Here is a 12100-nt window from a genome sequence, read left to right on the forward strand (position 1 = left end):
ATATCACCTTGTTTTAAGAGAAGAAGGAGGAACCGATGGAGAATGAATGGAAGAAAAATGCTGAAATCGAAAAGAAACGTCGCCGGACATCGCGCCGGATTACGTTAATCATCCTTTCAGTATTGTTCACGATTTTCTTAGTAGCAGGAGCAGCCATCTACATCTTTTTAAAGAGTTCACTCGAACCGGTCAACGAAGAGGCGACGAAGTCTGTCAAGGTTGAGATTCCTTTAGGCGCCGGTACAAGTACGATTTCAAGCATTCTTAAAGAAAAAGATTTAATCGCGAACGAAACGATTTTCCGCTATTATGTCCGCTATAAGAATGAATCGTCATTCCAAGCCGGGACATACACGTTGACTCAAGCGATGACACCGGACGAAATTATCAATGAGTTGAAGACCGGAACCGTCATGAAAGCAGCAGATGTCAAAATCACGCTCCCTGAAGGAATCACGATGGACCGTCAAATTGCCATCATCGCGAAGGCAACCGGTTTTAAAGCTGACTCCATCCGTAAATCTCTGACAGATGAGGCATATATCAAAACATTGATTGAAAAGTATCCGATGCTGACGGACGAAGTAACGAAGCAGGGCGTCCTCTATTCTCTCGAAGGCTATCTCTTCCCGGCGACATACGAATTCGACAAAGGAAAAAGCATCAATCAAATTGCCGAAACGATGTTGGATGAGATGGAAAAGATATATGATGCGAATGCCGATGCTATTAAGAAATCAGGCATGACTTTCCATGAAGTGCTGAGTCTCGGATCCATGGTTGAGCGGGAAGCCGCAACACCAGACGATCGTCGTGAGATTGCCGGTGTCTTTACGAACCGACTGAACGACGGGATGAAACTCCAATCGGATCCAACGGTCTGGTACGGTACAGGAGAAAATACAGCATTGACGACATTAAAGGATTTGGAGAACAATTCGAAATACAATACGTACAAGTATGAGGGGATTCCGATCGGTCCGATTTCAACCGTCAGTGAAGATTCAATTCTTGCCGTCCTTAATCCTAAAAAGACGAAATACGTTTATTTCTTTGCCCGACCACCAAGTGATAAAAATCCACGCGGTCAAATTCTTTATGAGGAAACCTATGAGGAACATCAACGTAATGTTGTGAAGTACAAACCGGAATGGGTCGAATACGAAGCAAGTAAAGAGCAATGAACAGGAGGTTGATCGGGAACGGTATGTTCGTTCCCGGTCAACCTGTTTATGCGCAGAAGGAGTGAATTCCGAATGAATGATTTTACAGCGTATGTCGAAGGGATGATTCGGCCACGTGATCCCTTGTTACAGGAAATGGAAGCATACGCGAAAGAGCACCATATTCCAATCATCGAACTGACGGGATCGGAAGTTTTATTATCGTTGTTGACGTTACAACAACCGAAACGAATTCTCGAACTCGGCACAGCGATTGGGTACAGTGCGATTCGGATGGCTCGCGCCTTGCCGGATGCCCGGATCACGACCGTTGAACGAAATGCGAAACGATACGCCGAGGCCAAGATGTTCATTGAACGTTCGGACGTTGCGGACCGGATTGACATCGTTTTTGCGGATGCAGTAGAATTAGCCGAAACCCTTGAACAGCAATTTGATGCCGTGTTCATCGATGCGGCCAAAGGGCAGTATAAAAAATTCTTTAACGGTTATGGGCGATTGGTGCCAATAGGCGGAGTTTTATATACGGATAACCTATTTTTGCACGGGGATGTCCTGGAGACGGATCCGAAGACGTTTGACCGGAGAAGACGGCGGCTTGTCCGTCTGGTCAAAGAATTTACGGCATGGATGATGGAGCAAGACCAATATGATACGACGATTTTCCCGCTTGGAGACGGCGTGTCCGTCAGTCGGAAAGTAAAGTCGGAATGAATGATGGAGGTACGAATTCAATGCAAAAACCGGTTGTAATTGGTGTGGCTGGAGGAACAGGTTCAGGAAAGACGACGGTCGCACGTTCACTTGTCGACGCATTCCCGAGTGAATCCATCGTCATGATCGAGCAGGATGCTTACTATAAGGACCAAAGTGAATTATCGATGGAAGAGCGCTATCAAACAAACTATGATCATCCGTTTGCCTTTGACAATGATTTGCTGATTGAACACATTAAGGCACTGCGAGAAAATCAGGCGGTTGAAAAACCGGTCTATGATTACGTTGCGCACACACGGGCAACGGAGACGATTCCGCTTGATCCACGTGACGTCATCATCGTCGAAGGTATTTTAGCGCTTGAAGATGAACGTTTACGGGAATTGATGGATATTAAAGTCTTCGTGGATACAGATGCCGATGTTCGGATTCTGCGCCGGATGCAACGTGATATGAATGAACGGGGACGGTCGATTGATTCCGTCGTCGAGCAATATACGAAAGTTGTCCGTCCAATGCATCTCCAGTTTTGTGAACCGACAAAACGGTATGCAGACATCATTGTTCCTGAAGGTGGCGAAAACCACGTGGCGATTGATTTACTCGTCACGAAGATCCGTGCGATTCTCGATTATCGGTCTTCACTTGATCAAAGAGGATATTGATTCCAAAAAAGATGTGAATATACTATACTAGTGGAATAAAAAGGAGCGTGACAAAAATGGCAGAAAAACAGTATTACATGACGCTTGAAGGTAAAGCGAATGTTGAAAACGAATTAAACGAACTGAAGTCAGTCCGCCGTAAAGAAGTTGTCGAAAATATTAAAATCGCCCGTTCATTTGGTGACTTGTCGGAAAACGCGGAATATGATTCAGCGAAAGAAGAACAAGCAATGGTCGAAGGCCGGATTGCTCAATTGGAAGAGATGTTACGCAACGTTGCCATCGTCTCGGAAGATGAGAAGGATATCTCGGTCGTTGGTATCGGGACGACAGTTACATTCTTGATCCTTGAAGACAACGAAGAAGAAACGTATACGATTGTTGGTAGTGCAGAAGCGGATCCGTTCACAGGAAAAATCTCGAACGAATCACCGATTGCGAAAAGTCTGTTCGGCCACAGTGTCGGCGAGCAAGTTTCTGTCCAAGCACCAGGCGGAGATTTCGCTGTAAAAATTACATCAATCAAGTAAATACGAATGAACAGCAGCCGGAGCAATCCGGTTTTCTGTTTGAACGGGGGAAAAAGAGATGCCAATCGCAATTATCGGAGCAATGGAAGAAGAAGTAAACTTACTTCGAAATGAATTATCGGAACGAAAAGATACCGTCATTGCCAACTATCATTTTTATGAAGGATTGTTGAACAGTGTACCGGTCGTCATCTTAAAATCCGGTATCGGAAAAGTGAATGCGGCTATCGGAACGACGTTGTTACTCGATCATTTCAAACCGAGTGCCGTCATCAATACCGGTTCAGCTGGCGGATTCAGAGCCGGTCTGAAAGTCGGAGATGTCGTCGTTTCGACGGAAGTCCGTCATCACGACGTTGATGTGACAGCGTTTGGTTACGAGTATGGTCAAGTACCGGGAATGCCGGCTGCCTATACAGCTGATCCGAAATTGATTGCAACAGCGGAAGCTGTCATTGAACGGATGGATGCGATTCGGGTCGTCCATGGCTTGATCGTGACAGGTGATTCATTCATTCATGATACAGAGCGTTCGAACCTCATTAAAACGAACTTCCCGGATGTAGCGGCAGTTGAGATGGAAGCAGCGCCGATTGCGCAAGTTTGCCATCAATTCGATGTCCCGTTCGTCGTGACACGTTCGATTTCTGACAGTGCCGATGAAGAAGCATCTCTGTCATTTGATGAATTCTTGGAGATTGCTTCGATTAATTCAGCGAAGATGGTCATGGAAGTCGTCCGCACATTAGCTGATTCAGAGTAATCTGGATGACGTAAAGGAAGGTCTCTCAATGGGAGGCCTTCTTTTCTCTTTGACAAAATGTGTTTAACGCTTTATATTAGTACCAGATACTAATTTCAAAGGAGCAATCATATGAATATCGGAATTGTAGGACTCGGTACATCATTACCCGAACATCGGATGACAAATGATGATTTAGCAGCGACACTCGATACGAGTGATGAATGGATTCGGACACGTACAGGAATCGGGGCGCGGCGGATTGCAGATGATGCAGTCGATGTCACGGATTTAGCGACGGAAGCAGCGGAAAAAGCATTAGCAGATGCTAACCTGACAGCAGAAGACATCGGATTGATTGTTGTCGGTACGGCAACCGGACGTGCTTTCCCGTCGACTGCCTGTATCGTTCAGGAGCGGATCGGTGCACTCGGTGCAACAGCTTTTGATATCAGCGCAGCCTGCAGCGGATTCATTTTTGCCCTACAGACGGCTTCGAGTATGATGACGGCAACGGGATCAAAACACGCACTTGTCATCGGAGCAGAGAAGATGTCAAGCATCGTTGACTGGTCAGACCGGTCGACGGCCATCTTGTTTGGTGATGGTGCCGGGGCAGTTGTCCTCGGTCCAACCGAGCAACAAGGATTGAATGCCTTTGAACTGGGCACGGATGGCCGCGGAGCACATCTGTTATTTAAAAACTTGGATGGTCCGATTGAAATGAACGGCCGGGAAGTCTTTAAGTTCGCAGTCCGCAAATTACCGGACATCGTGGAGAAAGTCATTCAAAAAGCGGACGGAACCCTGGCCGAACTTGATTTACTGATTCCGCATCAAGCGAATTTACGGATTATTGATGCAGCACGTGAACGGCTTGGGATTGAAGAAGAGAAAGTAATCGTGACGATTGACGAACATGCGAATACATCTGCTGCGTCAATACCACTTGCACTAGAAGAGGCACGGCGACAAGGAAGATTGTCACCGGGGACGACACTTGTCCTCGCCGGATTCGGCGCAGGTTTGACATGGGGAGCAGCTTACATTACTTGGACTAAAGGGGAGAACACATAAAATGATGAGAAAACGTGTAGTAGTAACAGGTATGGGCGCACTGACGCCAATCGGTAATGATGTCGATACATTCTGGAATGCCTTAAAAGCCGGTGAAAACGGGATTCGTCCGATGGAACGTCTCGATATCGATGAGTATCCGACGAAAGTAACGGGAGAATTACAGAATTTTGATGTAACAGAATTCATTGAAGCCAAGGAAGCCCGGAAAATGGACCGTTTCGTCCATTATTCGCTCGTCGCAAGTATGGAAGCCGTCAAAAATGCTGATTTGGATGTTAAAGCCAATGCTGAACGTATCGGCGTCTGGATCGGATCCGGTATCGGCGGCGTCGAGACGATTGAAAAACAGGCGAAAATCTATTTTGAACGGGGCCATCGTCGTGTCAGCCCATTCTTCATCCCAATGATGATTCCAAACATGGCGAGTGGCCAAGTTTCGATTTATACAGGCGCAAAAGGACCGAATAACTGTTCCGTCACTGCATGTGCTTCCGGTACGAACGCGATTGGTGAAGCGTTACGCGTCATTGAACGCGGTGACGCGGACGTCATGATCGCCGGTGGAGCAGAAGCACCGATTACCAATCTTGCATTTGCTGGTTTTTGTGCCAATAAAGCGATGTCGACGAACCATGATCCAAACACGGCAAGCCGTCCGTTTGATGAAGGCCGTGACGGATTCGTCATGGGAGAGGGTGCCGGAATCCTGGTACTTGAAGAGTATGAACATGCAATCGCCCGCGGTGCCAAAATCTATGCAGAAGTCAGCGGATACGGATTAACAGCCGATGCTTACCATATCACAGCACCAGATCCAGACGGTGACGGCGGAGCGCGCGCAATGGCGATGGCGATTAAAGATGCAGGTATCGAACCGGTTGCCGTTCAATACATCAATGCACACGGAACGAGTACACCGATGAACGATGTGTTAGAGACGAAAGCAATTCATACAGTCTTCGGCGAACATGCTGAAAAATTAGCCATCAACTCGACGAAATCGATGATTGGTCATTTGCTCGGCGGTGCCGGTGGAGTGGAAGCCATCGCAACGATTAAATCGTTGCAAGAGCAAATCGTTCACCCGACGATTCATTTGGAACAACCGAGTGAAGGGTGTGATCTCGATTACGTACGCGAGGGAAGCCGGTCATGGGATCTTGAGTATGCACTCAGTAACTCTCTTGGATTCGGTGGTCATAATGCTTCACTTGTCTTTAAACGATATCACGCATAATCTTGTGCGGAATAGAAGCAGAAAAGCGATTTAACGGTTCGGATGACCGTTAAATCGCTTTTTTTATATAAAGAAATTCTGCTTTATTTTATAAAAAACAAAATAAAAATCTAAAAATTCCACTTATTTTCAAATTGTTTTGAAAAAATATTTAGAAAAATCGGATAAAAGGTTTGCAAAATTATCAGAACATTGTAAACTATTTGTAACGAGAGGTTTTGGTCGAATAAAAGTTACGACTTTTTTTTTCGCTCAAAAACCTTAGATTACTAGCTTTGGAAATTTTAGGGGGGTCATCGTATCATGAAAAAGAAAAGTTTTGCACTGGCTACATCTGTAGCCCTCGTTTCAAGCGCGTTCCTCGCAGCTTGTTCGACGACTGATTCAAATGACACATCATCGGGCGACAAAGGTTCGGACAAGAAATCAAGTGAGCAGACGCTAAACTTGATCGAAAGTGCTGATATTCCAACGCTTAACCCAACAACTTCTACGGATGCCGTGTCGTTCAACGTCTTGAACAACACAATGGAAGGTCTTTATCGTTTAGATGACAAGCAACAGCCGACACCGGGTATTGCTGAAAGTCACACAGTGTCTGACGATAAATTGACTTACACATTCAAGCTACGTGATGCAAAATGGTCGGACGGTACACCAATCACAGCAAAAGACTTCGAATATGCTTGGAAAGAAGTCTTGAACCCGGATAATGCTTCGCAATACGCGTATGTTTTCTACAACATCGAAGGTGCTGAAGAATATAACACGAAAAAAGGCGAGCGTGATGCGGTTGGCGTCAAAGCAGTTGACGACAAGACATTCGAAGTAAAATTAAAAGCACCAGCTGATTACTTCCTCGGTTTAACTGGATTCGGACCATTCATGCCGAAATCAGAAGAACTTTCGAAAAAAATCGGTAAGGACTTCGGTTCAACAGCTGACAAATCACTTTACAACGGACCATTTAAATTAACAGAATGGACACGTGAACAAGGCTGGAAAATGGTTAAAAACGATAACTACTGGGATAAAGACAGCGTGAAGCTGAACACGATCAACGTTAAAGTCGTTAAAGAAGTTGCGACAGGCGTTAACCTTTATGAAAAAGGCGACATCGATCGTGCTGGTCTTTCTTCAGAGTTCGTTGCCCAGTTCCAAGACAACAAAGAGTTCAAAACTAAAGGGGAGTCAACAATCTTCTACCTTTACTTGAACACGAAAGTCAAAGCTTTGAACAATGAAAAAATCCGTCGTGCCATCGACATGGGTTACAATAAAAAAGGAATCACGGACGTCATCTTGGCGAACGGTTCGCTTCCTGCAAACTACCTCGTACCAAAAGACTTCGCGAAAGATGCTGACGGAAAAGACTTCCGTGAAAAGTATCCGACATTCAACGAGTACAATGCAGACGAAGCGAAAAAACTATGGGAAGAGGGCTTAAAAGAAATCGGTCAAAAATCGGTTGAACTTGAGCTCCTTAACTACGATAGTGATGATGCGAAGAAAATCGGTGAGTTCTTGAAAGGTGAGCTTGAGAAGAACCTTCCAGGCATGAAAGTCACAATCAAGCAACAACCGTTCAAAAACAAATTGGATCTCGAAAACAAAGGCGACTTTGAATTCTCGTTCGCCGGCTGGGGTCCTGACTACCAAGATCCAATGACGTTCCTCGATCTCTTCTTGACTGACGGACCATACAACCGTGGTAAATGGTCAAACAAAGAGTACGATAAACTCATCAAAGATGCACAAACACAAACAGATGCAGCAAAACGTTGGTCTGAACTTCAAGAAGCAGAGAAAATCCTTCTTGATTCAGCAGCGATCTCGCCTGTTTATCAGCGCGGACGCGCATTCCTCGTTAAACCATACGTTAAAGGTGTTGTCGAACATAACTTCGGCGCAGACTTCTCGTACAAATGGGCTTCTATCGAAGGAAAATAAGTATGATAAGCGTTCCCTTAACCGGGAGCGCTTTTTTTAGTTAAAAAGTGGCTGACGCAACAGTCGATTTTTTCAAAAAAACTCCGGGTGGCAGAATTGGAATCTGCCACCCGGAGTTCATTAAAAGATAACTGAAATTATTTTTTTACTTTTGCCCGTTTACGCTGAAGGCCCATCGCTTTTTCGACTTTCGCCAATTTGCGTGAGGCAACCAGTTCCGCTTTATCGCGCCCTTGATCAAGAATTAAATCAAGTTCTTCTGAATCAATCAGCTCGTGATATCGTTGCTGGATTGGTTCGAGTTCCGCTACGATGACTTCCGCAACATCTGCTTTAAACACACCGTAGTTTAATCCGTCATACTTCGCTTCCAAGTCTTTAATGGAAATACCGGCAAGCAGCGAATAGATTTCAAGTAAGTTCGAGACGCCGGGTTTGTTTTCCCGGTCAAACCGGACGATGCCTTCAGAATCCGTGACGGCAGACTTGATTTTTTTCCGAATGACATCCGGTGCATCAAGCATTGAGATATAACCTTTTGGATTCGTATCTGTTTTTGACATTTTTTTATCAGGAGACGTCAAGCTCATGATGCGGGCACCTGTTTCAGCGATGACCGGTTCGGGCATTTTAAACGTTTCGTAGTATCGGCTGTTGAAGCGCTGTGCCAAATCACGTGTCAATTCAATATGTTGTTTTTGATCGTCACCGACCGGCACGAGTTCCGCGTCATACAGCAGAATGTCCGCCGCCATCAAGGTCGGATAAACAAACAATCCGGCACCGATCCGGTCTTTTCCTTGCGATTTGTCTTTATATTGCGTCATCCGCTCCAGTTCACCCATGCCGGACAGGCATGTCAGCATCCAACCGAGTTGCGCGTGCGCTTTGACTTCTGATTGAACGAAGATTGTTGATTTTTCGGGATTTAATCCACTTGCGATGTACAATGCAGCCAGTGCCCGTGTATTGTTCATCAGTTCGACGCGGTCAATGTCGACTGTAATCGAGTGTAAATCGACGATGCAGTAATAGGCATCATGTTCATCCTGAAGATTCACAAAGTGTTTCATTGCTCCGATGTAGTTACCGAGCGTGACCGTACCCGTTGGTTTAATGCCTGAAAAAATTGTTTTCATGAGATTCCCTCCAAAAAATGAAATAAAAAAGATGACTCGTCCCTTGAAATTATCAAGGGACGAGTCATCGCGTTGCCACCCAAGTTGCTAGAACACTAGCCGCTCATTTGCTGTAACGGGCAGACCCGTCTGATTCTACATGATTTCGAATCAGCCACTCCGAAGTCCATTCCATCTGTGCCGACTGTCCATTTCCACCATCCATGGACTCTCTGTAAGTGGTGATCAGATGTACTACTCTTCTTCACTGTGTTCTCTATAACGTTATCTTCACTTTATCACATGTCTATTCAAAACGTCATTAAAATTCAATCAAATGAACGACAAAAGCAATGAAACGACGATGCAGATAAAACCACTGGAGAGATACGGAACTGTCCGGTTGGAAGCCCGTTTTTGTTTTGCTTCCAAGAGTTCACTTTCTTCATCCTCGTCTTCGTAATAATCACCGTCGACTTCGCGTAATTTTGCTTCACGTTGCTTTTTGAAACCTGCAGTGACCCCTTTAAAAAATCCATTAGCAGACATATTAGAAAAAAATCCAATCGCGAGTAACAGAAAACCGGCAATGAATAAACCGCCGGACAAGTGATACATCAGGGAGTGGGTCGCATCGGCGACAACGGCCCAAATCGTGTAAATCGTTGTTAAAATCAAGGCAATCAAAAGCGGGCGAAATAGTTTGGCAGACATGATGAACCTCCTACGGCAAGATGATGATTTCATTATACGCAAAGTCAAGGACAGTTACGACTCTGTATTATTCAGAGCATGTAAAATAGCAAATAGTGTGACTATTCACTTGACGTTATTGTTATTCTCACATAAAATCAATTTATCACTTCGTTTAAGATTTTGAAACTAGGTCAATGCGTTTTGGGGAACGTTGAGGCAGTTTCGACGAGATGTCTAAAAATCGTTTAGTTGTAGCGGTTTTTAAAAAAGAAAAGGAGATGACTCACCGATGAATAAAAAAACAGTCGGTCTCGCGTTATCAGTTATGCTTGCAGGAAGCGTTGTTCTTGCAGGGTGTTCAACAACAGGTGACGGAGATAAAGATGCAGGTTCTTCTAACGGGAAAAAGGTCTTACGTCTAACAGATACTTCTGATATTACGACGGTCGACCCGGCACAAGCAACAGATGCTGTTGCCTTCAACATGATCGGTAACACGATGGAAGGTCTTTACCGTCTCGATAAAGACGGAAAAGCGATTCCGGCACTTGCTGAAAAAACAGATATCTCAAGTGACAATCTCACATACACATTCACACTCCGTGATTCGAAATGGTCAGATGGTACTCCAGTCAAAGCACAGGATTTCGAATTTGCATGGAAACGTGCCGTCGATCCTAAAACGGCTTCCGGTTATGCGTATATTTTTGATACGCTTAAAAACGGATCTGACGTCTCACAAGGTAAAAAACCGGTTGATGAGTTAGGTGTTAAAGCCATCGACGATAAAACTCTCGAAGTTAAGCTCGAGCGTCCGGCACCGTATTTCCTTTCACTGACATCATTCGGAACGTATACACCGATCAGCGAAGATTTCTATAACAAAAACAAAAAAGACTTCTCGCTTCAACCGGATAAATTACTTTACAATGGTCCTTTCGTTTGGACTTCTTGGAAAACGGATTCAAAACGTGTTCTGACGAAAAATGAAAACTACTGGGATAAAGACAACGTGAAATTGGATGAAGTATCAATCCGCGTCGTCAAAGACAACTCAACTGTTGCGAATCTCTATGATACGGATGAAATCGATTATGCCGGATTGACATCTGAACAAGTAGCAACATATGAATCAAAACCTGAGTTCAAGACAGCACTCCGTTCATCGATCGCTTACTTGAAATTCAACAATGAAGACGCAACAATGAAAAACGTCGATGCACGTAAAGCAATTGCCCGTGCGATCGATCCGAAAGGGATTACAGATACGTTACTTGCGAACGGTTCGATCCCGACAACAAGCTTCATTCCGAAAGAATTCATCAAAGATGACGCAGGGAAAGACTACACAAGCGACATCAACTGGTTCGACCGTGATGCAAAAGAAGCAGCTGACCTTTGGAAAAAAGCAAACGGTAACAAGAAAACGACAATCGAACTCCTGTCATTTGACAGTGAAGATGCGAAAAAAGTCGGTGAGTACATGAAGGGACAAATCGAGAAAAACCTTCCGAATGTTACCGTCTCAATCAAACAACAACCGTTTAAAAACAAACTGGATTTAGAAGCGAAAGGCGACTATCAGATGTCGTATGCACTTTGGGGTCCTGACTACCAAGATCCAATGTCAAACTTGTCGATCTTTGAATCAACAAACAGTCAAAACGACGTGAAGTATAAATCGTCTGCTTACGATAAATTGTTGAACGCTGCCAATGAAGAATCAGATGTTGCAAAACGTCTTGATCTCTTTAAGCAAGCAGAATCACAATTGATTGAAAAAGATCAAGCCATCGCGCCGATCTATCAAGCAGGAGCTGCTTTCTTGAGCCGTCCGTCTGTCAAAGACTTTAACCGTCAAGTCTTTGGTGCTGACTTCCAGTACAAGTACGTTGATGTGAAGTAATTGAAAATTGGAGCGTCCTTGAGAACGTTTTCAAGGTACGCTCCTGTTTTATACGTTTTTTTCTGAATGGAAACTCATTTTGTTATCAGAAATGTGAACTTTTCGTAAAAAATGGGTTCTAATTACTTTGTTAGCAAAGTATAATGGAATCAAACGAAAAATTCTGAAATATTGGTTAACTGTGAAAAAACAGTAACCAGGGGGGCGTCAATCAGTCCAAGATAAAAAGAATTTTAATTTTTACAACAAAATTCTTGAATGTTCCGACAATTTTG

Annotated in this window: 11 protein-coding genes and 1 other annotated feature; of the genes, 9 read left to right on the forward strand and 2 right to left on the reverse strand. The window is 44.4% G+C overall.

The genetic code is table 11. The features are described 5' to 3' along the window. Positions 1 to 35 precede the first annotated feature (35 nt). From mltG to N7U64_RS01295, 8 genes are all read left to right on the forward strand, one after another. Positions 36 to 1184 carry an endolytic transglycosylase MltG gene (mltG, locus tag N7U64_RS01260; protein ID WP_318928030.1) on the forward strand — a complete coding sequence of 383 codons (1149 nt, stop codon included), beginning with the start codon at positions 36 to 38 and terminating at the stop codon, positions 1182 to 1184. Between the two features lie 72 nt (positions 1185 to 1256). Beyond that, on the forward strand, positions 1257 to 1898 hold the full coding sequence (locus N7U64_RS01265; protein ID WP_012370937.1) for an O-methyltransferase: 642 nt from the start codon (positions 1257 to 1259) through the stop codon (positions 1896 to 1898). Between the two features lie 20 nt (positions 1899 to 1918). Beyond that, complete coding sequence (gene udk / locus N7U64_RS01270) at positions 1919 to 2566, forward strand: uridine kinase (RefSeq protein ID WP_012370936.1); 648 nt, start codon at positions 1919 to 1921, stop codon at positions 2564 to 2566. A 56-nt stretch (positions 2567 to 2622) separates the two neighbouring features. After that, positions 2623 to 3096 (forward strand): transcription elongation factor GreA, encoded by a 474-nt coding sequence (greA, locus tag N7U64_RS01275; protein WP_318928037.1) that lies wholly within the window; start codon positions 2623 to 2625, stop codon positions 3094 to 3096. 58 nt (positions 3097 to 3154) lie between these two features. Further along, positions 3155 to 3859, forward strand: a complete 705-nt coding sequence (gene mtnN / locus N7U64_RS01280) for a 5'-methylthioadenosine/S-adenosylhomocysteine nucleosidase (RefSeq protein ID WP_131502701.1) — start codon at positions 3155 to 3157, stop codon at positions 3857 to 3859. Between the two features lie 111 nt (positions 3860 to 3970). Next, a complete protein-coding gene (locus N7U64_RS01285) occupies positions 3971 to 4915 on the forward strand; it encodes a beta-ketoacyl-ACP synthase III (protein ID WP_290827166.1) in 945 nt (314 codons plus the stop codon). Between the two features lies 1 nt (position 4916). Then, positions 4917 to 6155 carry a beta-ketoacyl-ACP synthase II gene (fabF, locus tag N7U64_RS01290; RefSeq protein WP_214763572.1) on the forward strand — a complete coding sequence of 413 codons (1239 nt, stop codon included), beginning with the start codon at positions 4917 to 4919 and terminating at the stop codon, positions 6153 to 6155. A 303-nt stretch (positions 6156 to 6458) separates the two neighbouring features. Beyond that, complete coding sequence (locus N7U64_RS01295) at positions 6459 to 8105, forward strand: peptide ABC transporter substrate-binding protein (RefSeq protein WP_214850257.1); 1647 nt, start codon at positions 6459 to 6461, stop codon at positions 8103 to 8105. Positions 8106 to 8242: 137 nt separating this feature from the next. Here the strand turns inward: N7U64_RS01295 and trpS are convergent, their stop codons facing one another. Together trpS and N7U64_RS01305 are read right to left on the reverse strand one after the other, a co-directional pair. Further along, a complete protein-coding gene (gene trpS, locus N7U64_RS01300) occupies positions 8243 to 9244 on the reverse strand; it encodes a tryptophan--tRNA ligase (RefSeq protein WP_012370929.1) in 1002 nt (333 codons plus the stop codon). A 52-nt stretch (positions 9245 to 9296) separates the two neighbouring features. Beyond that, positions 9297 to 9501, reverse strand: a binding site (T-box leader). A 55-nt stretch (positions 9502 to 9556) separates the two neighbouring features. Further along, the gene (locus N7U64_RS01305; protein WP_214763577.1) at positions 9557 to 9937 is read right to left on the reverse strand and encodes a DUF3899 domain-containing protein; all 381 of its coding nucleotides are present in this window, start codon (positions 9935 to 9937) and stop codon (positions 9557 to 9559) included. A gap of 271 nt (positions 9938 to 10208) precedes the next feature. Between N7U64_RS01305 and N7U64_RS01310 the strand changes: the two genes are divergently transcribed. Further along, positions 10209 to 11825, forward strand: a complete 1617-nt coding sequence (locus N7U64_RS01310) for a peptide ABC transporter substrate-binding protein (protein ID WP_290827157.1) — start codon at positions 10209 to 10211, stop codon at positions 11823 to 11825. Positions 11826 to 12100: the final 275 nt, after the last annotated feature.

This window comes from Exiguobacterium sp. K1 (assembly GCF_033721435.1).
GTDB classification, from domain to species: Bacteria; Bacillota; Bacilli; order Exiguobacteriales; family Exiguobacteriaceae; genus Exiguobacterium_A; species Exiguobacterium_A artemiae.

Excerpts from the sequence above, each read along its gene's own strand:
- greA (WP_318928037.1), top strand. The coding sequence starts at position 2,623 with ATGGCAGAAAAACAGTATTACATGACGCTTGAAGGTAAAGCGAATGTT.
- N7U64_RS01285 (WP_290827166.1), top strand. The coding sequence starts at position 3,971 with ATGAATATCGGAATTGTAGGACTCGGTACATCATTACCCGAACATCGG.
- N7U64_RS01265 (WP_012370937.1), top strand. The coding sequence starts at position 1,257 with ATGAATGATTTTACAGCGTATGTCGAAGGGATGATTCGGCCACGTGAT.
- fabF (WP_214763572.1), top strand. The coding sequence starts at position 4,917 with ATGATGAGAAAACGTGTAGTAGTAACAGGTATGGGCGCACTGACGCCA.
- mtnN (WP_131502701.1), top strand. The coding sequence starts at position 3,155 with ATGCCAATCGCAATTATCGGAGCAATGGAAGAAGAAGTAAACTTACTT.
- mltG (WP_318928030.1), top strand. The coding sequence starts at position 36 with ATGGAGAATGAATGGAAGAAAAATGCTGAAATCGAAAAGAAACGTCGC.
- N7U64_RS01310 (WP_290827157.1), top strand. The coding sequence starts at position 10,209 with ATGAATAAAAAAACAGTCGGTCTCGCGTTATCAGTTATGCTTGCAGGA.
- N7U64_RS01305 (WP_214763577.1), bottom strand. The coding sequence starts at position 9,937 with ATGTCTGCCAAACTATTTCGCCCGCTTTTGATTGCCTTGATTTTAACA.
- N7U64_RS01295 (WP_214850257.1), top strand. The coding sequence starts at position 6,459 with ATGAAAAAGAAAAGTTTTGCACTGGCTACATCTGTAGCCCTCGTTTCA.
- trpS (WP_012370929.1), bottom strand. The coding sequence starts at position 9,244 with ATGAAAACAATTTTTTCAGGCATTAAACCAACGGGTACGGTCACGCTC.
- udk (WP_012370936.1), top strand. The coding sequence starts at position 1,919 with ATGCAAAAACCGGTTGTAATTGGTGTGGCTGGAGGAACAGGTTCAGGA.